The organism is Pseudomonas sp. P106(2024) (genome assembly GCF_057480815.1).
The window spans coordinates 50,562-71,597 of record NZ_JBLIYU010000011.1 but is presented as its reverse complement, the minus strand read 5'-3'; the positions used below and the strand labels follow the sequence as shown (position 1 = coordinate 71,597).

The 21,036-nt window shown below is 66.2% G+C and carries 18 protein-coding genes, 1 pseudogene and 1 riboswitch; of the genes and pseudogenes, 7 read left to right on the top strand and 12 right to left on the bottom strand.

Features of this window, described 5'->3' with window-relative positions; all coding sequences use genetic code 11:
* Window positions 1-30: 30 nt before the first annotated feature.
* Window positions 31-921, top strand: coding sequence for an alpha/beta hydrolase (locus tag AC25M7_RS17950; protein WP_486971326.1), 891 nt, complete (start codon window positions 31-33; stop codon window positions 919-921).
* A gap of 4 nt (window positions 922-925) precedes the next feature.
* Here the strand turns inward: AC25M7_RS17950 and AC25M7_RS17945 are convergent, their stop codons facing one another.
* The 3 genes and pseudogenes from AC25M7_RS17945 to AC25M7_RS17935 all read right to left on the bottom strand — a co-directional run.
* Entirely contained in the window at window positions 926-1,723 is a 798-nt protein-coding gene (locus AC25M7_RS17945; RefSeq protein WP_486971325.1) for a nucleotidyltransferase domain-containing protein, read from the bottom strand.
* Between the two features lie 39 nt (window positions 1,724-1,762).
* A complete protein-coding gene (locus tag AC25M7_RS17940; protein WP_069016302.1) occupies window positions 1,763-2,968 on the bottom strand; it encodes an RtcB family protein in 1,206 nt (401 codons plus the stop codon).
* Window positions 2,969-3,007: 39 nt separating this feature from the next.
* Window positions 3,008-3,916, bottom strand: a pseudogene (locus AC25M7_RS17935) (slipin family protein); the annotation flags it as partial.
* 1,226 nt (window positions 3,917-5,142) lie between these two features.
* Here AC25M7_RS17935 and rtcR point away from each other — a divergent pair.
* On the top strand, window positions 5,143-6,726 hold the full coding sequence (rtcR, locus tag AC25M7_RS17930) for an RNA repair transcriptional activator RtcR (protein ID WP_069016303.1): 1,584 nt from the start codon (window positions 5,143-5,145) through the stop codon (window positions 6,724-6,726).
* A gap of 36 nt (window positions 6,727-6,762) precedes the next feature.
* A riboswitch (FMN riboswitch) is annotated at window positions 6,763-6,904 on the top strand.
* 80 nt (window positions 6,905-6,984) lie between these two features.
* Window positions 6,985-7,635, top strand: coding sequence for a 3,4-dihydroxy-2-butanone-4-phosphate synthase (ribB, locus tag AC25M7_RS17925; protein WP_288518819.1), 651 nt, complete (start codon window positions 6,985-6,987; stop codon window positions 7,633-7,635).
* Window positions 7,636-7,698: 63 nt separating this feature from the next.
* On the opposite strand, the gene AC25M7_RS17920 is transcribed toward ribB, so the two are convergent.
* Genes AC25M7_RS17920 through AC25M7_RS17910 form a run of 3 tightly spaced genes read right to left on the bottom strand, consistent with a single transcriptional unit; the run spans window position 7,699 to window position 11,429 of the window.
* Entirely contained in the window at window positions 7,699-8,892 is a 1,194-nt protein-coding gene (locus AC25M7_RS17920) for an SGNH/GDSL hydrolase family protein (RefSeq protein ID WP_182323840.1), read from the bottom strand.
* Window position 8,893: 1 nt separating this feature from the next.
* Window positions 8,894-10,030 (bottom strand): DUF459 domain-containing protein, encoded by a 1,137-nt coding sequence (locus AC25M7_RS17915; protein ID WP_243431378.1) that lies wholly within the window; start codon window positions 10,028-10,030, stop codon window positions 8,894-8,896.
* A complete protein-coding gene (locus tag AC25M7_RS17910; protein WP_486971324.1) occupies window positions 10,017-11,429 on the bottom strand; it encodes an MBOAT family O-acyltransferase in 1,413 nt (470 codons plus the stop codon). The genes AC25M7_RS17915 and AC25M7_RS17910 overlap by 14 nt, the downstream gene beginning before the upstream one ends.
* Window positions 11,430-11,649: 220 nt before the next feature.
* Here AC25M7_RS17910 and AC25M7_RS17905 point away from each other — a divergent pair, with 220 nt between their 5' ends.
* From AC25M7_RS17905 to AC25M7_RS17890, 4 genes are all read left to right on the top strand, one after another.
* Window positions 11,650-11,892, top strand: a complete 243-nt coding sequence (locus AC25M7_RS17905; RefSeq protein WP_028690287.1) for an exodeoxyribonuclease VII small subunit — start codon at window positions 11,650-11,652, stop codon at window positions 11,890-11,892.
* Complete coding sequence (ispA, locus tag AC25M7_RS17900) at window positions 11,889-12,776, top strand: (2E,6E)-farnesyl diphosphate synthase (RefSeq protein WP_069016307.1); 888 nt, start codon at window positions 11,889-11,891, stop codon at window positions 12,774-12,776. The genes AC25M7_RS17905 and ispA overlap by 4 nt, the downstream gene beginning before the upstream one ends.
* A 235-nt stretch (window positions 12,777-13,011) precedes the next feature.
* A complete protein-coding gene (dxs, locus tag AC25M7_RS17895) occupies window positions 13,012-14,907 on the top strand; it encodes a 1-deoxy-D-xylulose-5-phosphate synthase (protein WP_069016308.1) in 1,896 nt (631 codons plus the stop codon).
* Between the two features lie 76 nt (window positions 14,908-14,983).
* Window positions 14,984-16,849, top strand: coding sequence for a TonB-dependent receptor domain-containing protein (locus AC25M7_RS17890; RefSeq protein ID WP_486971323.1), 1,866 nt, complete (start codon window positions 14,984-14,986; stop codon window positions 16,847-16,849).
* Here the strand turns inward: AC25M7_RS17890 and AC25M7_RS17885 are convergent.
* The 6 genes from AC25M7_RS17885 to thiL form a co-directional block, all read right to left on the bottom strand.
* Window positions 16,827-17,639, bottom strand: coding sequence for a cobalamin-binding protein (locus AC25M7_RS17885; RefSeq protein WP_062361887.1), 813 nt, complete (start codon window positions 17,637-17,639; stop codon window positions 16,827-16,829). The genes AC25M7_RS17890 and AC25M7_RS17885 overlap by 23 nt on opposite strands.
* On the bottom strand, window positions 17,639-18,058 hold the full coding sequence (locus AC25M7_RS17880) for a hypothetical protein (RefSeq protein WP_062361885.1): 420 nt from the start codon (window positions 18,056-18,058) through the stop codon (window positions 17,639-17,641). Before AC25M7_RS17880 ends, AC25M7_RS17885 begins: the two co-directional genes overlap by 1 nt.
* Window positions 18,055-18,672 carry a GTP cyclohydrolase II gene (gene ribA / locus AC25M7_RS17875; RefSeq protein WP_028690281.1) on the bottom strand — a complete coding sequence of 206 codons (618 nt, stop codon included), beginning with the start codon at window positions 18,670-18,672 and terminating at the stop codon, window positions 18,055-18,057. Before ribA ends, AC25M7_RS17880 begins: the two co-directional genes overlap by 4 nt.
* Before the next feature lie 144 nt (window positions 18,673-18,816).
* Complete coding sequence (locus AC25M7_RS17870) at window positions 18,817-19,554, bottom strand: substrate-binding periplasmic protein (RefSeq protein WP_028690280.1); 738 nt, start codon at window positions 19,552-19,554, stop codon at window positions 18,817-18,819.
* A gap of 16 nt (window positions 19,555-19,570) precedes the next feature.
* Window positions 19,571-20,074 carry a phosphatidylglycerophosphatase A family protein gene (locus AC25M7_RS17865; RefSeq protein ID WP_023632630.1) on the bottom strand — a complete coding sequence of 168 codons (504 nt, stop codon included), beginning with the start codon at window positions 20,072-20,074 and terminating at the stop codon, window positions 19,571-19,573.
* On the bottom strand, window positions 20,071-21,027 hold the full coding sequence (thiL, locus tag AC25M7_RS17860) for a thiamine-phosphate kinase (protein ID WP_182323846.1): 957 nt from the start codon (window positions 21,025-21,027) through the stop codon (window positions 20,071-20,073). The genes AC25M7_RS17865 and thiL overlap by 4 nt, the downstream gene beginning before the upstream one ends.
* Window positions 21,028-21,036: the final 9 nt, after the last annotated feature.

Here is a 21,036-nt window from a genome sequence, read left to right as displayed (position 1 = left end):
CTGTCATGGATGACCTCACGAGAACGCCCGATGAAGATCCTTTTCCTTATCATGACACTGGTGCTGAGCGGTTCGGCCCTGGCCCAGCCGCAACCCGAGCAGAAGATGGACACGACCCTGCTGCAGCGCCAGGACCTGGCCTATCGCTTCAGCCACCTCGACCTGGATTCGCGCGACGGCCAGCGCCATTACCGCCTGTGGATCGGCCAGCCCCGGCGCCCGGCCCCCGCCAGCGGTTACCCGGTGCTATGGATGCTCGACGGCAACGCCGCCATCAGCGCCCTTGAGCCAGAGCAACTGCAGGCGCTGGCCGGCGGCCAGGCACCGCTGCTGGTCGCCATCGGTTACCAGACTGACCAACGCATCGAGCGTGCCGCCCGTACCTACGACTACACCCCCGTGGTGCCCGGGCTGGCCGAGCAACGCGATCCCCTGACCGGCCAGGCCAGCGGTGGCGCCGATGAATTCCTCGATCTGCTGGAGCAACGCATGCGTCCGATGGTCGCCGCTGTGGCGCCCGTCGACCCGCAACGACAGACACTTTGGGGCCACTCCTATGGCGGGCTGTTGACGCTGCACACACTGTTCACCCGCCCGTGGCTGTTCAGCGACTATGCAGCGGCCAGCCCATCGTTATGGTGGAACGACGGCGCCATCGTGGCCGAGATGCAAGGGTTGCAGGAGCGGCTGGGCAGCCACCAGCCTAGCCTGCTGCTGATGCGCGGCACGCGGGAACCGGCCAACCCCCGAGGGCCGCTGCAGGGCGATGTGCAACGACCTGCCCGGGCGCTGGTGGCCAGTCTGGCCGGAGTGAAGGGATTGTCAGCGACTTTCCAGCCATTCGACGGCCTGGACCACGGGCCAATGCTGCCGGCATCGCTGTGGTTCGTGATGGACAGGATGTCCAAGTCGGCTCAGTGAGACGTCATCCAGCCTGGCGCACGGTGTCCCGCAGAAAATCATCCAGCAACCCGGTGTCCCCCCTCGTCACCGGTACTTCCCGCGCCTCTCCTGCCCGCGCCAGCTCGGCCTCGATGAACCCATGCAATACCTCATCCCGCGGTCCGTGCTCGGCCTCGCCGCTGCGGCGCTTCACAACCAGCAGCGCGTCGATCGCCGCCTGCAGTCGCGGGTCATCGACGGTACGCGCCATCAACGCGGCGAACGCCGTCGGCGGCATGCCCAGTCCCTGGTCGATCCAGCGCACCGCCAGCAACGGTCGCAGCACATACAGGTACTTCTTGAAACGCACCGTCTCGCCCATCAGGTAGCCGCGCAGGTTCTTGCGTGCCATCGACAGGTAGTGGTGGCGCACGGCGCGCGGCGAGTAGAAAGCCTCGCCCAGCTCGCGCAAACGCCCGGTAGCTTCGGCGTCGGCGCGGTACACCAGCGGCGAGCCCAGCCACTCGAGCAAGCTCGGGTTGGCGCCGCGCATCAGGCGCAGGGCCTTGCGCAGCTCCCAGCCGCTGATGTCCAGTTCGTCGCAGAGCGGCCGCTCGATCACATCGCGAGGCTCGTCCACCCGCAAGTACCAGTCGTTGCGCGGCACGTAGACAAAGCGCACATCATAATCGCTGTCCGGCGAAGCGAAGCCCCAGGCACGGCTGCCGGACTCGCAGGCATAGAGCACGTTCACCTCGTGCTCGCGCTCGATACGTTGCAATTCATCGAGCACCCGGGCATGCATGGCCTCGGGCAATGGGTGGGGGTTGCCCTGATACATGTCTTCGTTCCTTGTACAGGGCGCCATAGGGCGCCCATTTCAACCTTTCACGCACACCACCTGACGCAGGGTATGCACCACTTCGACCAACTCCCGCTGGGCCTGCATCACCGCATCGATGTCCTTGTAGGCCATCGGGATCTCGTCGATCACATCCTTGTCCTTGCGGCACTCCACATGGGCGGTGGCACGCTGCTGGTCCTCGACGGTGAAGCGGCTCTTGGCCTTGGTACGGCTCATCACCCGGCCCGCGCCGTGGCTGCACGAACAGAACGCCTCCTCGTTACCCAGACCACGGACGATGAAGCTCTTGGCGCCCATGGAGCCGGGAATGATGCCCAACTGGCCCTTCTGCGCCGACACCGCACCCTTGCGGGTCACCAGCACCTCGCGGCCGAAGTGCTGCTCCTTCTGCACATAGTTATGGTGGCAGTTGACCGCCTCGAGGCTGGCCTCGAACGGTTTGCCCAGCACCTTGCGGGTGGCGGCAACCACCGCCTGCATCATCAGCTCGCGGTTGTGCCGGGCGAAGTCCTGCGCCCACTCGACCGCCTCGACATAGTCAGCGAAATGCCGGCTGCCTTCCTCGAAGTACGCCAGGTCCCGGTCCGGCAGGTTGACCATGTGCTGGCGCATGTCGGCCTGTGCCAGTTCGATGAACAGGTTGCCGATGGCGTTACCGACACCACGCGAGCCGCTGTGCAGCATGAACCAGACCCGGTCGGCCTCGTCCAGGCAAACTTCGATGAAATGGTTGCCGCCCCCCAGTGTCCCCAGGTGCTGGCGGTTGTTGGTCTTCTCCAGCCGCGGTTGCTTGTCGGTGATCGCCTTGAAGCGCCCGGCCAGGCCGCTCCATACCTGGTCGGCCTGGTTCGGCACATTGTCCCAGGCGCCCTGGTCACGACGACCGAAGGTCTTGCCATGGGGCACGGCTTTTTCGATGGCCGTGCGCAGGCCGTGCAGGTTGTCCGGCAGGTCGCGGGCGTGCAGCGAGGTGCGTGCGGCGATCATGCCGCAGCCGATGTCCACGCCCACCGCCGCCGGAATGATCGCGCCCACGGTGGGGATCACGCTGCCGATGGTCGAGCCCTTGCCCAGGTGCACATCCGGCATCACCGCCAGGTGCTTGAAGATGAACGGCATCTTCGCTGTGTTCATCAGTTGCTTGCGGGCGTCGTCCTCGACCGGCACGCCGTCGGTCCACAGTTTGATCGGCTTGCCGCCCGCCACTTCGAGTATGTTCATTGCCTTGTTCCTTGTTGCGCTACGTCGTGTCGCAAAGGGTCAACCCGCCTTGAGGCTGACCATTCCATTCAATACCTGATCCAGACCACCGAACACCGAAATCCGGTCGATGCGCTCGGCCACCCGCTCCAGGGTTTCCAGCTCCTTCAGGCGCAGGGCCGTCGGGTTGCCTTCCATCACCTTGGCGGTGTTGAGCAGCGAACGGGTCGCCTGGGTTTCCTCACGCCGCCGGATCACATTGGCCTGGGCGGCCTTTTCCGCCTCCACCACCTGCGCCAGCAGGGTCTTCATTTCGCCCGGCAGGATGATGTCGCGCAGCCCGAGGCTGCCCACCTCCAGGCCACTGCCCGGCAACTGCGCCTGCAGGTGCTCGGTAACGCTGTCGTCGATCAGTTGTTTGTTCTCCAACAGCTCATCTAGGGTGCGGGTACCCACCGCCGCACGCAGGCCGAACTGCAGTTCGCGGTACAGGTGCTCAACTGGCTTGCTCATCTGCCCATGGGCACCGAGCACGTCGGTATAACGCCAGTTGGCCACCAGGCTCAGGCGCAGGTTGACCTTGTCGCGGGTGAGGATCTCCTGGCCGCTCACCTCCAGCGCCTGCAGGCGGGTGTCGACCATCTCCACCGCTACCTGGCTGCCGCAGCGCCAGTAGCCATGCTGCCCGGGCTCGAGCAAACCGGCCACCACGCCGTCAATCTTCAGCACGCCGACATGGAAAGCCGGCACCAGCGCCAGCAGTACATGGTCCATGCCGGCGATTCCAGGACGATTCAGGCGGGTCACCAACTCGGCGTCCAGGCACTGGCCGTGGGTCAGGTCGATACGTTGCAGCTCGTGCCTGGCCTGGTCTTTCCAGTAGGCACGGCGGCTGTCCGGCGGCAGCACTTCGACCAGCTTGCCGTCCTCGAAGCGCAGCCCGACCTCATGCTCGCTCAGGTCCATGCACACCAGGTGCTGGTCCATGCCACGGGCGAGCAACTCCCGGACGTTGACGTCCGAAACCGGGCGACGCGTGTCCACCGTGTCCACCACCACCTGGGCGCCACAGCGCCAGAAGCCGTGCTGCCCGGCCGGCAGCAGGTCGACCACGACACCGTCGATGCGCAGCACACCGACACTGAAGGTCGGCACCGTCACCAGCAGCACGTTGTCCATGCCGGCGATTCCCGGTTTGTTCAGGCGTGCCAGCAGTTCGGCGTCCAGGCGCCGCCCCTGGGCCAGGTCGATCCGCGTCAGGCTCTGCCGGGTCGGGCCTTTCCATTGCAGGCGGCGGCTGTCGGCTGCCAGCAGTTCCTTCAACTGACCATCCTCGAAACGCAGGCCCACTTCGTTTTCGGCCATGTCCAGGGTAAGGAAATACTGCTCGACCAACGCCGGCTCATGTTGGCGCAGATAGCGCTCGAGGGGATAGTCGTGCAGCGGGGAATCCTGGGGGCAGTTCTTCAGCGTCAGCCGCCCCTGCCAATCGAAACGCTTGTACTGGCCCGGCTCGAGGATCGCCTCGAAATCGCCATCGTTCAGCAACAGGCCGTGTTCGTTCTTCTTCACTACAAAGCGCTTCAACATGTTCATCTTGCTCATCCTTTGTTCAATGTCCTTGGTTGCCGGTGGTCGCCAACCCAGCGGGCGTCGCGAGCGAAGCCTGGCGGAGTCCGGGGCCGGGAGCGTTGCTCCAGCGGCCACCCTCGTTGCGCCAAGCCCGGCCGGCGAGCCGGGTGGGCCAGCGGTGGGCCAGGCGTCCTTCGCAGTGACGGGCCGTCCTGGCCCTGCTTGCGTTGCCTGTGCCCCACCGGCGGGTGTTGCGGTTACAGCTACCTTAGGAGGGTAGTGCCGGGGCTTTGCCCGGCGAGCGTCTGCGCCAGCCTTTCCAGGGGCCCAGCGCAGCAATGACCGGTCGTTGCGGCGGCGGCATGCACGACACCGACACCTGAAGGTGGGTACGTGCACCGGCGGGGGGTTCCCCTTTCCCGAGGGCCTGCCTGGCGATGCGGTCGAGAGGGGTATAGCGAGCGGCGTGCCAGGTTTTCATTTGGCATAGATAAGATTATTTAACTTATTGTTTTATATAGAATTATTTTTATCTTATTCATTTGCACACCACTGCAAGCACTCATGGAGATTCTTTTTTCGTATATCATCGGATAGCAATTTATCTTTTAGGATAATCAAGGATGCGCAAGCCTCTCGTCGCCATCGGCTTCCTCGGTACCACCCTCGACCGCAACGGCAAGGGCGCCGCACGCTGGAACCGCTGGCGGCCAACCATCGGCCTGTGCCAGCAAGCCGACCTGCCTCTGGACCGCCTGGAACTTATCCACGGCCCCGGCGCCCGCGACCTCGGCCTGGCCGAGCGGATTCGCGCCGACATCCAGCAGGTCTCGCCCGGCACCGAAGTGCGCCTGCACCCGCTTGCGCTGCGCAACCCGTGGGACTTCGAGGAGGTCTACGGCGCCCTGCACGACTTCGCCAGCGGCTATACCTTCGACACCGAGCGCGAGGACTATCTGGTGCACATCACCACCGGTACCCACGTCGCGCAGATCTGCTGGTTCCTGCTCACCGAGGCGCGCTACCTGCCAGCGCGCCTGGTGCAGACCTCGCCCTCGCGCAAGCAGGACGAAAACAGTGACCCGGCCGGCATCGCCACCCTGATCGACCTCGACCTGTCGCGCTACGACCCGATCGCCTCGCGCTTTCGCCGCGAGCAGGTCGAGGGGCAGTCGCTGCTCAAGTCCGGCATCGCCACGCGCAACCAGGATTTCAATCGCACCATCGAACAGATCGAACGGGTCGCCCTGCGCTCGAAGGCCCCCATGCTGCTGGTCGGCCCGACCGGCGCCGGGAAGTCATTTCTGGCCCGCCGCGTCCATGAGCTCAAGCGCGGGCGCCATCAGCTGGGCGGGCGCTTCATCGAAGTGAACTGCGCCACCCTGCGCGGCGACGGTGCCATGTCGACCCTGTTCGGTCACGCCAAGGGCGCCTTCACCGGCGCCCAGAACGCCCGCGACGGCCTGCTGCGCGCCGCCGACGGAGGCATGCTGTTCCTCGACGAGATCGGTGAACTGGGCGCTGATGAGCAGGCCATGCTGCTCAAGGCCATCGAGGAAAAACGCTTCTTCCCGCTGGGCGCGGACCGCGAAGTGGAAAGCGACTTCCAGCTGATCGCCGGCACCCATCGCGACCTGCGCGCCAAGGTCGCCGACGGCTCGTTCCGCGAGGACCTGTTCGCCCGCATCAACCTGTGGACCTTCGCCCTCCCCGGCCTGGCCGAACGCCGCGAGGACATCGAGCCGAACCTCGATTTCGAACTGCAGCGCCATGCCCGCGAACAAGGGCGTCAGGTGCGTTTCAACCTCGAGGCCAAGCGCCGCTACCTGGCTTTCGCCCATGCCGGCGAGGCCCGCTGGGCCGGCAACTTCCGCGAGCTATCGGCGTCGATCACGCGCATGGCGACCCTGGCCGACAGCGGGCGTATCGATGAGGAAATGGTCGAGGAAGAGATTGCCCGGCTGCGCTATGCATGGGGCCTGGAGTCGGCCAGCGAGCCACTTTTGGCCGACCGCGCGCTCGACCTGTTCGACCAGGTGCAGTTACAGGCGGTGATCGACGTCTGCCGCCGCGCACCGAGCCTGTCAGAAGCCGGGCGTCAGCTGTTCGCGGTATCGCGTCAGGAGAAGGCCAACCCCAACGACGCCGACCGCCTGCGCAAGTACCTGGCCCGCTTCGGGCTGGAGTGGCAGCAACTAAAGTCGTAGGGCTTGCCAGCCCGCTGGCACAGTGCTGTATGCTTGGCCGGTCTTCAGGGCGGGGTGAAAGTCCCCACCGGCGGTAAATCGAAAGATGAGCCCGCGAGCGCCCCGGCCATGCCGGGGGTCAGCAGATCTGGTGCGACTCCAGAGCCGACGGTCATAGTCCGGATGAAAGAAGGCGTTTGGCAGGGGCCGTCCGGGCGCCCCTGCGCGCGCATTATGTTCGCCCCGAGACGTTCATCGATCATTCACGAGGAGCGTTTCATGTCCACCATGCACCACAAGCAATTCCCCAACGTCAGTGCCGCCATCGCCGCCTTCCAGGCCGGGCGCCCCGTGCTGCTGCTCGACGACGACGACCGCGAGGACGAAGCCGATATCGTCGCCGCCGCCGAGAACCTTTCGCTGCAGACCATGGCCATGATGATCCGCGACTGCAGCGGCATCGTCTGCCTGTGCCTGGACGAAGCCACCGTCGACGCCCTGCAGCTGGCGCCGATGGTGCAAAACAACCAGGCCCGCCATGGCACCGGCTTCACCGTCACCATCGAGGCCGCCGAAGGGGTCAGCACCGGCGTGTCGGCACAGGACCGCATCACCACCATCGAAGCCGCGCTGCGCTCGACCGCGCAGGAACGTCATATCGTCAGCCCAGGCCATGTGTTCCCGCTGCGCGCTCGCGATGGCGGCGTACTGACCCGCCGCGGCCACACCGAAGGCTCGGTGGACCTGGCCCGCCTGGCCGGCCTGCGCCCGGCGGCGGTGCTGTGCGAACTGATGAACCCCGACGGCAGCATGGCCCGCGGCGAGCAGGTGGCGGTGTATGCGCGGCAGTACAACCTGCCGGTGCTGACCATCGAGGAACTGGCGCGCTATCGCGAGACGATGGTCGAGTTGCAGGCCGAGCCGGCCTGATACCTGAGCAAGCCCGCCCCCGGTCAGCGTGGGAGCGGGCTTGCCCCGCGATGAGGCCAGGCCTCAACGCAACCCCAGCGGCCCCTTCAGAAACTCGTACAACCCCGCCGCACTCTTGCGATAGCCATCAGCCGTCAGGTGCACCAGATCCGGCCGCGCCAACCCACCTGCCTGCCAGCCGGCAATCGAGCACGGCCCACCCATGAACCCTTGCCAATCCCAGAACAGCGCCTTGTGCTTGTGCGCCATCTGCTTCTGGATACGGATCACCGAGGCCAGCGGTTGCGGCTGGCGCGCCGCACAGCTGCGCGCCTTGCGCTGCTTGATCGAGTCTGGCGGACCGACCAGCAGGATCGCCGCCTGCGGCAGGTCCTTGCGCAGGCCCGTGAGGGTCGCGTCCAGTTGCGTCTGGTACAGCGCCAGGTCGAGCTTGTCGTCGAACGCTTCATTGGTGCCGTAAGCCAGGATCACCAGGTCAGGCCGCACGGCCTTGAGGCTGTCGCGCCAGCCCGGCTGCCACTTGTCCACCACGTCCAGGCGCGCGCCGTTGATGCCCAGCGCCGAGTAGGTCACCCCGGCATGCTTCTGCCCCTGGATGTACCAGCCACCCAAAGCGACACCCCGACCGCCCTCGACACTCAACTGCACCGGCAGGCCGACATTGGCGTAGGCCGGACTGAAGCGCCACTGGCCATTGCTGGCCGGCAGCACGCGGCGCTGGCCGCCATTGACGAAGAGGCTGGCGCTGGTGGTCGACTGGTACAGCGCCGAAACCTTGTAGCGCTGGCGATCCTCGTCCCGCGCCTGCAGCACCACGCTGGCACGATTGGCCAACGGCAGCGACAGGTAGCCCCCCAACGGAAACTGCGAGCTCTGCTGGTTGCGCGCCGACACCAGCTCCCACTGGCGCTTCTCGCTCTTGATGATCACCCGGTCGTTGCGGATCCCCGGCACTGGCGAAGCCGGCACCAGGCCGATGCCACCGTCGCCGTAGCGCGCCTGCAACAGCTTGCGCAGCTCGCCGCTGAACAGGTCGGCGGCGGTATGCGAGTCTCCCAGCTGGACGATGGCGACCGGCGCCCGGCCGGCATTGCGCAGCTTGCCGGCGAGCAAGGCCAGGTTGCCGTCCTGGCGGGTGGCTGGCGCGGCGGCTGGCCGGGCCGTGGGCTGGGCGCTCACGCTGTTGGCGCCGGTGCTGCAACCCGGCGCGGCGCTGATCAGCAGGGCCAGGCCCAGCAGGTGATGCCATTGGCGCATCTCAATGTCCTGTAACGGTCAGACCCGGAAAACTGATCAGCGACAGAACCTGTTCGGCGATCATCTTCTGGCCTGTGATGGTGAAATGAATGCCGTCGTCGACCCGCACCTTGACCCGCTTGCCCTGCGGTGTCTGCACCGTATACGAGAAGTTGGCGTCGGGGTAGCCGAGGATCGGGTTGGCCGAGACATAGTGCTGGCCGAACAGCGCGGTCTGCTCCTGGTATAGCCCGCTGAGGTAGCCCATGGCCGTGGACAATCGCGCCTTCTCCATGTTCGGCGGCCCGACCCAGATCACCTGCACGTTGTGCGCGCGGGCCTGCTCAAGGATCGAATCGATACGGGCGCGGTAGGCGACCTCCCACTCCGGCGACTTGAAGCGCAGGAACGGCTTGCCCTTGCCCTGGGGCATGTCCCACGGGTCGTTTGGGCCGAGGAACACCACCATCAGGCGCACGTTCGGTTCGTGATCAAGGGTGTCGGCCACGGTCTTCGGCCAGTTGAAGAAGCCCGGGTAAGCAAGGCCGGTGCTCTGCTTGCTGAGGTTGACGGTGCGGATCTGGTAGCGCTTGCGCAGGCTGTTGGCCAGGTGCGGCGCCACGCCCTGCATCAGCGAGTCACCGACCAGGAACACGTCGTCGCCAGCGGCCAGCGAGGCCACGGTACCCGGCTGCAGCAACGCGGGTGCAGGCGCGGGCGGCGCAGGCTGGGCGACAACGACGGAGGCTGGCGCATGAAGCGGCGCAGGCGTCGGCTGCACATGCACCGGCGTCGACACCGGTGGCAACGGCTTGGCCACGGCCGCCGGGGTTTCCAGATCGACCGTGACCACCGGCTGCGGTGCGGGCAGAACCTCGACCGCCGGCCCCTCGGCCAGTTGCGCCGCGGGCAGCAACTGCTCGAGCAGGTCATCGCGCTGCGCCTCCAGCATGGCCGTCAACTGCGCACCCATGCGCCAGGCCGGCATCTGGCCTAGCAGCGGTATCTCGCAGCTCTGGTGGTATTTCTGCTGGCAGTAGAGCTTGATCGAGTCCTGGTTCAGCCAGAACAGCAATGCGGTGGTGACCACGATCGCATACAAGCCACGGGCGGCGCCCATCTGCACCTGGAACAGCTGTTTGCTATCAGAAGCTTGCATAGATGAACCCCGGCACGCCCGACTGCGAAGCGAAAATCACCAGCGACACGCCGACCCCGAGCGGGATCGGGTACAGCTGCCACGGCAGACGCTGGAACAGCGCGCCACTCTGGCGCAACAGCGCCAGCCACTGTGGATAACTGGCCACGAACAGCACGCAGGCCAACAGCATCAGGCCGGTGGCGCTGTTCAGCCCCGCCAGGCTCAGCTGGCCGATGTCGCCGAGCATCTCCAGCGCGCCGTCCAGCGTCGGGCTGCGGAAGAAGATCCAGGCGAAGGCCACGTAGTGGAAGGTCATCAGGCGCGCCAGCAGGCCGGAGCCCGGCAGCCGTGCGAAGCCCGGAAACCACTGGCTGAACAGCTTGGAAATGGCCAGGCCGACACCATGCAGCGCGCCCCAGATGATGAAGTTCACGCTCGCCCCGTGCCACAGGCCGGACACCAGCATCGCCAGCAGCATGTTCAGGTTGCCGCGCCATGCGCCCTTGCGATTGCCGCCCAGCGGGATGTACACGTAGTCGCGGATGAAGCGCGACAGGCTGATGTGCCAGCGCCCCCAGAATTCCTTGAGGTTGTGCGCGGCGTACGGCGCGTCGAAGTTGTCCGGCAGGCGAAAGCCCAGCAGCAGGGCGATACCGGTGACCAGGTTGGTGTAGCCGCTGAAGTTGAAGTAGATCAGCAAGCTGTAGCCGTACACGCTCAACAGCACCTGTTCGGGGCTGGCGCTGCCCGGGGTGTCGAACACCGGGTCGACCCACTCGCTGCCCAGCCAGGCGCTGAGGAAGAACAGCTTGACCACCGCCATCGCGATCAACCCCAGCGCCCGCTGCGGCTCCAGCACCTGGCGCATGGCCGGCGGACGGATCTGCGGCAGCATGTGCAGGGCACGGTTGACCGGCCCGGCCACCAGGCTGGGGAAGAACGCCAGGTACAGGGCCAGGTCCAGCGCCGCCGGCGCCAGCTCGCGGCGGTTGATCGACACCAGGTAGCTGACCGAATGGAAGGTGTAGAACGACAGCCCGATCGGCACCAGCACTTCCAGCAGCGGCAGCGACACCTCGAACCCGGCCGCCGCCAGGGCGCCCTGGGCGCCGCCGACGAAGAACTCCTGGTACTTGAACAGGTAGAAGCAGCCCAGCACCAGGGTCAGCAGCAGCACGCGACAGAACCAGCGCCCGGGATAGCGCCCCGCCAGCAGGCCGAGCAGGTACACCAGCGCGCTGTAGCCCAGCAGGATGTACAACGACTGCAGGCTGAAGCTCGCCACCAGGCCATAGCTGGCGGTCAGCAGCAGCAGGTTCTGCAACCGCACGCTCCAGCACAGGCTCCAATAAAGAATGAAGAACAGCGTGAAACAGAGGCCGAATTCGATCGAGAGGAAGCTCACAACGTAGTCCATTACATGACGTCGGGAAGAAAGGTCCCTGACCCTCGGGCCAGAGCGCGCGGATTATGGCAGAGGGCCGTCACCCCCACAATTCGATTGCATCGCCGATTGCAAGATGGCTCGCACCGAACAAGTGCAACAAAATGCGACGAACAATAGGCCCATGCAATTTGCTCCCCCTGCCCCGCTCTGCTAGTGTCGCGCCGTTCTGAATGCCACCGAGACAGTCGCCATGGCCCGCAAAAAAACCTCCATCGATTTCGAACAATCCCTCGCCGACCTGCAAGCCCTGGTCGAACGCCTGGAGAACGGCGAACTGTCGCTGGAAGAGTCGCTGGCCGCCTTCGAGCAGGGCATCGCCCTGACCCGCGATTGCCAGGGCGCCCTGGCCCAGGCCGAGCAGAAAGTGCAGATCTTGTTGGAGCGTGACGGCGAACTGGCTGCCCAGCCGTTCGACGCGGAGCCCGAGGCATGATCGCCCAGTACCAGCAGAGCGCCCAGGCACGGGTCGACGCCGCCCTCGAACCGCTGTTCCAGGCACCGTCGAAGGAACTCGAACGCCTCTATGCCGCCATGCGCTACAGCGTGATGAACGGCGGCAAGCGCGTGCGCCCGCTGCTGGCCTATGCCGCCTGCGAAGCCTTCGGTGTGCCTGCCGAGCATGCCAACGGCGCGGCCTGCGCGGTGGAACTGATCCACGCCTACTCGCTGGTGCATGACGACTTGCCGGCGATGGACGACGACGACCTGCGTCGCGGCCAGCCCACCACCCACAAGGCGTTCGATGAAGCCTGTGCGATCCTCGCCGGCGACGGGCTGCAGAGCCTGGCCTTCAGTGCCCTGCTCGACCCTCACCTGAGCCCGCAGGCCGACGCCATCCGCCTGCAGATGGTCCAGGCCCTGGCCAAAGCCGCCGGCCCCGCCGGCATGGTCGGCGGCCAGGCCATCGACCTCGGCTCGGTGGGCGTCAAGCTGGACCAGCAAGCCCTGGAGTACATGCACCGGCACAAGACCGGCGCGCTGATCGAAGCCAGCGTTCGCCTTGGCGCCCTGGCCAGCGCCCGCGCCGATCAGGCCCAGCTTGATGCCCTGCAGACTTATGCACAGGCCATCGGCCTGGCGTTCCAGGTGCAGGACGACATTCTTGACGTGGAGAGCGACACCGCCACCCTGGGCAAGCGCCAGGGCGCCGACATCGCCCGCGACAAGCCGACCTACCCGGCGCTGCTCGGGCTGGAAGCGGCCAAGGCCTATGCCCTGGAGCTGCGCGACCAGGCGCTGGCCGCGTTGGCAGGTTTCGGCGACAACGCTGAGCCGTTGCGAGCGCTCGCCCGCTATATTGTCGAGCGCCGCCACTAAGGCCTGACACATCCCCCTGTAGGAGCGGCCTTGTGTCGCGAAAGGGCTGCAAAGCAGCCCCAGATTCAGCATCAATGCAGAAATTGCCGGGGCCGCTGTGCGGCCCTATCGCGACACAAGGCCGCTGCTACAGGATATCTGCCGCACCGGTGGCCCTCATACACCCGTCCGAATGGGCAGCTTTTCCTACAATGGGGTAAACTGCCGCGTCTTCACACCTATAACGACACGCCTGATGCCCACGACGTTTCAAGAGATCCCCCGCGAACGCCCGGTCACGCCATTGCTGGACCGCGCCGATACGCCCGCCGGCCTGCGCCGGCTGGCCGAAGCCGACCTGGAGACCCTGGCCGACGAGCTGCGCCAGGAGCTGCTCTACACCGTCGGTCAGACCGGTGGGCATTTTGGCGCGGGCCTGGGCGTCATCGAGCTGACGATCGCCCTGCACTACGTCTTCGACACACCGGATGACCGGCTGGTGTGGGACGTCGGCCACCAGGCCTACCCGCACAAGATCCTCACCGGTCGCCGTGAGCGCATGCTCAGCCTGCGCCAGAAGGACGGCATCGCCGCCTTCCCGCGCCGCAGCGAGAGCGAATACGACACCTTCGGCGTCGGTCATTCCAGCACCTCGATCAGCGCCGCCCTGGGCATGGCCATCGCCGCCCGCCTGCAGAACGACCCACGCAAGTCGATCGCCGTGATCGGCGACGGCGCACTGACCGCCGGCATGGCCTTCGAGGCGCTGAACCACGCCCAGGAAGTGGATGCCGACATGCTGGTCATCCTCAACGACAACGACATGTCGATCTCGCGCAATGTCGGCGGCCTGTCCAACTACCTGGCCAAGATCCTCTCCAGCCGCACCTATGCCAGCATGCGCGAAGGCAGCAAGAAAGTGCTGTCGCGCCTGCCCGGGGCCTGGGAGATCGCCCGCCGCACCGAAGAGTACGCCAAGGGCATGCTGGTGCCCGGCACCCTGTTCGAGGAACTGGGCTGGAACTACATCGGCCCGATCGACGGCCACGACCTGCCGACCCTGATCGCCACCCTGCGCAACATGCGCGACCTCAAGGGTCCGCAATTCCTGCATGTGGTCACCAAGAAGGGCAAGGGCTTCGCCCCGGCCGAGGTCGACCCGATCGGCTACCACGCGATCACCAAGCTGGAGCCGGCCAACAAGCCGGTGGCGCCGAAGAAGGCCAGCGGGCCGAAGTATTCCGCCGTGTTCGGCCAGTGGCTGTGCGACATGGCCGCCGCCGACAACCGCCTGGTGGGCATCACCCCGGCGATGAAGGAAGGCTCGGACCTGGTCGACTTCAGCGAACGCTACCCCGAGCGCTACTTCGACGTCGCCATCGCCGAACAGCACGCGGTGACCTTTGCCGCAGGCATGGCCTGCGAAGGCGCCAAGCCGGTGGTGGCGATTTACTCCACCTTCCTGCAGCGCGCCTACGACCAACTGATTCACGATGTGGCGGTGCAGGACCTCGATGTGCTGTTCGCCATCGACCGCGCCGGCCTGGTCGGCGAGGACGGCCCGACTCACGCCGGCGCTTACGACCTCTCCTACTTGCGCTGCATCCCCGGCATGCTGGTGATGACCCCCAGCGACGAGAACGAGCTGCGCAAGATGCTCAGCACCGGCCACCACTACAAGGGCCCGGCCGCCGTGCGCTACCCGCGCGGCACCGGCCCGAATGCACCGATCAGCGGCGACCTCGAGCCGCTGGAGATCGGCAAGGGCGTGGTCCGTCGCCAGGGCGGCAAGGTCGCCCTGCTGGTGTTCGGCGTGCAGCTGGCCGAGGCCCTGCAGGTGGCCGAGCAGATCGACGCCACCGTGGTCGACATGCGTTTCGTCAAACCGCTGGACGAGGCCCTGGTACTGGAGATGGCCGCCAGCCATGAGCTGCTGGTGACCATCGAGGAGAACGCCATCATGGGTGGCGCCGGCGCTGCCGTCGGCGAGTTCCTGGCCCGCGAGGGCGTGGTCAAGCCGCTGCTGCACCTGGGCCTGCCGGACATCTATGTCGAACATGCCAAGCCTGCGCAGATGCTGGCTGAATGTGGGTTGGATGTGGCTGGTATACAGGCGGCCGTCACTGCCCGCATGACCAAGCTCGGCCTGTAAAAACCGATCGCGGGGCAAGCCCGCTCTCACGAGGCCTGTCTGGTCGTCGTGGGAGCGGGTTTGTCCCGCGATCGCAATGGAACTGCCCATGAAGATCCGCGCCTTCTTCCTGCTCTGCCTCCCCGCCAGCGCCCTGGCCGCCGAACCCTCCCGCGATGACGCCCTGAAGCTTCCCGACGTGCTGATCAGCGCCAGCCGCCAGGTCGAGTCACGCACCGCCACCAGCGCCGCCAACACAGTGTTCACCCGTGCCGATATCGACCGCCTGCAGCCGAGCGGTGTCACCTACCTGCTCGCCCGTGTCCCCGGCGTGCAGGTTGCGCCCACCGGCGGTCGCGGCAGCCTGCCCGGGATCTTCATCCGCGGCACCAAGGCTGCCCAGACCCTGGTGCTGGTCGACGGCGTGCGCATCGCCAATGCCACCTCTGGCGACAGTGGCCTGCAGTTTCTCGACGTCGACCAGATCGAACGTGTGGAAGTGCTGCGCGGCTCGCGCTCGGCGGTCTACGGCAGCGACGCCATTGGTGGGGTAATCCAGATCTTCACCCGTCGTGGCGGCGCCCCGGGCCTGCAACCGCGCCTGCGCCTGGCCGCTGGCAGCAATCAGACCTGGCAACGCAGCCTGGGGCTATCGGGTGGCGACGACACGACCCGCTTCAACCTCGGCGCCAGCCTGGACGAGACCGCCGGCATCGATTCGACCGGGCCGTCGCATGCCAGCGATAGCGACCATGACGCCTATCGCAATCGCTCGCTCAACCTGAGCGTGAGCCATACCTTCAACGAGCGTTTCGAGGCGGGCCTGAATCTGCTCGATAACCGTGGGCGTCGTGAGTTCGACGAGCCTCGTGGCGGCAGCCCGCAGATGCCCTACTCGAACTTCGCCGTCAGCAGCCTGGGCAGCTACCTTGACGCCCAACTGGCCGAGCAGTGGCACTCCCGAGTGGAAGTGGCCCACAGTGAAAACCGCGATGACAGCCGCGACAAGCTCACGCACAAAAGCTCACCGTTCAACACCTACCGTGACCAGGTCACCTGGCAGAACGATCTGACGCTGAATGACTACAACAGCCTGTTGCTGGGTGGCGAGTGGTACGAAGACCGGGTACATGCGAGCACCGACTTCAACGAGGACAGCCGCTGGAACCGCGCAGCCTTCGCCCAGCACCAGTTCCAGGGCAATTACTTCTCGACCGAACTTGGCGTGCGCCATGACAAGAACCAGCAGTTCGGAGGCCAGACCACCTGGAGCGGCAGCCTGACGCTGCCGTTGAACGCCCGCAATGACCTGCTGCTGTCCTACAGCGAGGGGTTCCGTGCCCCTACATTCAACGACCTCTACTACCCCGGGTTCAGCAACCCAGACCTCAAGCCGGAGCACTCGAAGTCCTATGAAGTGCAATGGCGCAGCCAACTGACCGACAGCAGCCGCCTGGAAACCTCGCTCTATCGTACCGACTTGCGAGACGCCATCAGCTACGACAAAGCGGCCGATGCCATGCGCAACGTTGCCCAGGCCCGCATCAATGGCTTCGAGATGGCGCTGGACCAGCAATGGGGAGCCTGGACATCACAGTTAGGCTTGGCGTTGATCGACCCGCGCGACCAAAAGAACGGCCATACGCTCACCCGGCGCGCCAGGCGTACCCTGAGCCTGGATATCGATCGTCAATTCGACCGCTTCAATGTCGGCGCCAGTTGGCAAGCCGTCAGCGGCAGCTACAACGACGAAACCAACGAAGCCCCCATCGGCGGTTACGGGCTGCTGGGCATTCGCGGTGGCTGGGCAGCCACCCGCGAACTGAAGGTCGACCTGAAGCTCGACAACCTGCTGGACAAGCGTTACAGCCGCACCCTGTACAACCATCAGGGGGCCGACTACGGCTACCGCGAAGAAGGCCGCACCTGGCTGCTGAGCCTTACCTGGACCCCGACCCTTTAGCCTCCAGCAGCGCGCACAACCGGGCGGTGGCCTCGATCATCTGCCCGCTGGGCCGCTCCAGGCCCTTGTCCGGTACCACCAGCAAGCCGTCCTCCTGCACGGCGCTCATCTGCGGCCAGCGACGCCAGCTGGCCAGCTGCGCCGCGTCACCCGCCAGGATCACCTCGGGATTGCGCAGCAGCACCGACTCCACGCTGACCTGTGGCGCGGGTTGGGTCAGGTCGTCGAACACATTGCGCGCCCCGCAGACGCGCAAGGCATCGCTGACCACCTGGCGCCCGCCCAGGGTGTACAGCGGATTGTCCCAGACCTGGTAGAACACCCGCAGCGGCGTGTCGCGCCGGTAGCGTTCCCGCAGCGCTTGTAGTCGCTCACGCAGGCCGGCGGCATAGGCATGGCCCCGCTCGTCCCGCCCAAGGCGCCGGGCGATGGCTTCGATCTGCTCGATCAACTGGTCGAGGTCGCCGGGCTCGCCGCTGAACGTGGCGATACCCAGGCGCTTGAGCTGGTCGCGCTGGGCCGGCGCGACACTGCCGGGCCAGAGCAGCAGCAGGTCAGGCTTGAGACTGAGCAGGCGCTCCATGTCCAGCTGGCCATGGCGCCCGACCGAGGGCAGGGCCTGAAGGCTCGGCGGACGCTCACCCGCGTCCAGCACGCCCACCAATAGGTCGCCGGCCTCCAGTTCGAGGACGATCTCGGTCATCGACGGCGCCAGGCTGACCACCCGCGGCCCGGCCTCGGCCAGGGTACCGAGGCACAACAATGCGAGGGAGGCGAGAAACGCCCGCATCAGCCGAGCTGGCGCGGGATACGGTAGAGGTACAGCACCACCAAGGTGGACAGGGCAAGGAGGATCTGCGGCACCGCCTCCAGCCCGACCAGCACCGACAGCGCCGCGACCCAGGCCGGGAAGCAGGCGAACAGCATGGCCAGGCGCCTGACCCGCGCCAGCTCGATCCAGGCACCGGGTTCGTCCGGCGAGCCCAACTGCTTGTCGGTGGCGATCAACGCCCGCTTGTAGGCGCCAAAGCGCGGCAGGCTGAGGAACATGGTCGCGGCTCCGGCGATGAACAAGGGCATGGCCAGCACCGGAATCAGCGGCTCTCCCCGGCCGAACGCCCAGGCCATTATCGGCAATGGCATAAGGCCCACGGCCAGGTACTGCCACCAGGCCAGGGCCAGCCGGCGCTTCACCTCGCCTCGGGTCACGCCTGGGGCACCTCGCCCTGGTGCTTGTTGCCCATCATGTGACCGAGCTTGTCGGCCTTGGTGGCCAGGTACAGACGGTTGTGCGGATTGTGACCGGTATGCAGCGGCACGCGCTCGGAGACCTTGATGTTCATGTCGGTCAGCGCCTTGACCTTGCGCGGGTTGTTGGTCATCAGACGCAGCGACTTAACACCCAGGTGCTCGAGCATCGGCAGGCACATGGCGTAGTCGCGCTGGTCAGCGGCGAAGCCCAGGCGCTCGTTGGCCTCGACGGTGTCGGCGCCGCCGTCCTGCAGTTCGTAGGCGCGGATCTTGTTCAGCAGGCCAATGCCACGGCCCTCCTGGCGCAGGTACAGCAGCACGCCACGGCCTTCGCGGGCGATGGCCTGCAACGCGGCTTCGAGTTGCGAGCCGCAGTCGCAGCGCTGGCTGAACAGCGCATCGCCGGTCAGGCACTCGGAATGCAGGCGCCCCAGCACCGGCTCGCCGTCCGCGATGTCACCCAGGCTGAGCACCACGTGCTCGCGGCCAGTGGCTTCGTCGAGGAAGCCATGCATGGTGAAGGTCGCAAAGGGAGTCGGGAGTTTAGAGGCGGCAACAAAGACGACGGGCACGTTGTGCTCCTGGGTAGTAGGATTTTTCAGATCGGCCGATTGTATCAGCAGCCCGGCGCAGGTGCGCAGGAGGAATAGGGTGGCTTAAGATCGAAAAGTTCGATGCTTATGGTGTTGCTGACGCCTGCTCTAACGCCCCGCTACTCAGTGAGGCTGACTATCGCTGGTAAACGGATACGGCTGCTTCCAACGCTCGAAGATCGGCTTCAGCTCGCCACTACGGACCAGTTGCGCCATGCGCCGGTCGAACAGGTCACGCAGGGCCTCGCCCTGGGCACTGCGGGTGAAGGCCAGGTACAGCGGCAGCTCGGCGACGTGGGTGCTGCGAAAACGCTGGGGCTCGGGCGCCTGTCCGAGCACATATTCGACCTCGGTCTGCGCATCGACGTAGAAATCCACCCGGTCATGCTCAAGCATGGGCAGGATCCCTTCGCGGCGCTGGACCTCGCGGAAATTGTGCACGTTCGGCAGGTAGCTGGCGTAGTCATAGCCACGTACCCAGGCCAGGCGGTACTGGCCGATGGTGTCCAGCGTCGGCTGCGGCTTGCCCGCCAGGCCCAGGGCATAGATATGGTCCATGTCGAAATGCCAGCGCGGATAGAGATTGTCGTCGTTCTCTTCCTTGTAGGAGCCGACCCAGGCATCGGCCTCGCCCCGCTTCACCAGACCGACCGAGCGGCTGTACGGCGCGCTCAGTACCTTGACCTTGACGCCGGCCGGCTCGAACACCTTGCGCAGCACGTCCCAGGCCAGCCCGCTGCCATCGGCGTTGGTGTAGTCTAGCCACTCCTCGCTGACCAGGCGCACCTGCTGCTCCTGGGCCATGACACCGGGCACTGCGCAAAGCAGCACCCACGCCAGCAACACACTCCTCACGGCCATCGCAACGCTCCCTGTATCAGGCCACCGCCCACACCAGAACCTGCATGCCCAGCCAGGCGAACACGCCGGCCAGGATATCGTCGAGCATGATCCCGAACCCACCATGCACATGGCGATCGACCCAGCGGATCGGCCACGGCTTGAGGATGTCGAAGAAGCGGAACATCAGGAACCCCGCCAGCAGCCACTGCCAGCCTTCCGGCACCAGCCACAGGGTGATCCACATGCCGACGATCTCGTCCCAGACAATGCCCTCGTGATCGTGCACGCGCAAGTCGTTGGCCACCTTGCCGCACAGCCACACGCCGAACAGCATGCTGATGCCCAGCAGCAGCCAGTAGCCCCAGTCGGGCAGCATCTGCCACAGCGGGATGAACGGCAGCGCCACCAGCGAACCCCAGGTACCGGGGGCCTTGGGCAACGTACCGGAGCCGAAGCCGAAGGCGATGAAGTGCCACGGGTTGCGCCAGACCGAAGGCGGAACGAACTCCGCAGGCACCTGGTTGGGGTGGTCGGTCACGGTGTCTCCCTGAAATGTTGATAGCCCCGCTGTACGGGGGTGATGTCCAGGCCCTGCGGGTCACGCAGGGTCACGCCCTGCCCTTGCAGCACACGGCCGATGACGTGAACCTCGCGAGCCAGGGAGGTCAGTGCGCTTTCCGGCAGGGTGAAGGCCAGCACGTAGTCGTCGCCACCGGTGAGCGCCGCCTGCACTGCCGCCTCGTGCCCAAGGAAAGCCTGTAAAGGTGCGGACACGGGGACCAGCGCCAGGTTCACCTCCAGCGCAACGCCGGACGCCTTGGCGATATGCCCGCAGTCGGCCAGCAGGCCGTCGGAGATATCCAGTGCCGCCGTGGCCAGGCCGCGCAGGCGCTCGCCCAGTTGCAGCTGGGGCAAGGGCGACCAGTAGTGCTCCAGCAACGGACCGGCCACCTCGGCAGCCGCCTCGCGCTCGCCCAGCACCAGCGGCAAGGCCCCCGCTGCGTTGCCCAAAAAACCGCCGACGCACAGCAGGTCGCCCGGCTGCGCGCCGCTGCGGCGCAGGGCCTGGCCCGCCGGTACCCGGCCGAACACGGTCACGGTGATGCTCAGCGGCCCACGGGTGGTGTCACCGCCGATCAAGGTCATGCGGCAACGGTGGGCCACGCGGCCGAGGCCATCGGCGAAGGCTGCCAGCCAGTCCGGGCCGAATTCGGGCAGGGTCAGAGCGAGGGTGAAGCCGATGGGCGTGGCGCCCATGGCCGCCAGGTCGCTGGCCGCCACGGCGAGCGAACGCTGGCCCAGCAGCAGCGGATCGCAGACGGCGGGGAAATGCACACCGGCCACCAGCGTGTCGGTGGAGATCGCCAGCTGCTCGCCGGCGGGCAGGTCCAGCAGGGCACAATCGTCGCCGATCCCCAGGGCCACGCCCTCGCCGCCCTGCGCACAAGGCGCGGCGGCGAAGTAGTGACGGATCAGCTCGAACTCACCCATGGCCGGTCA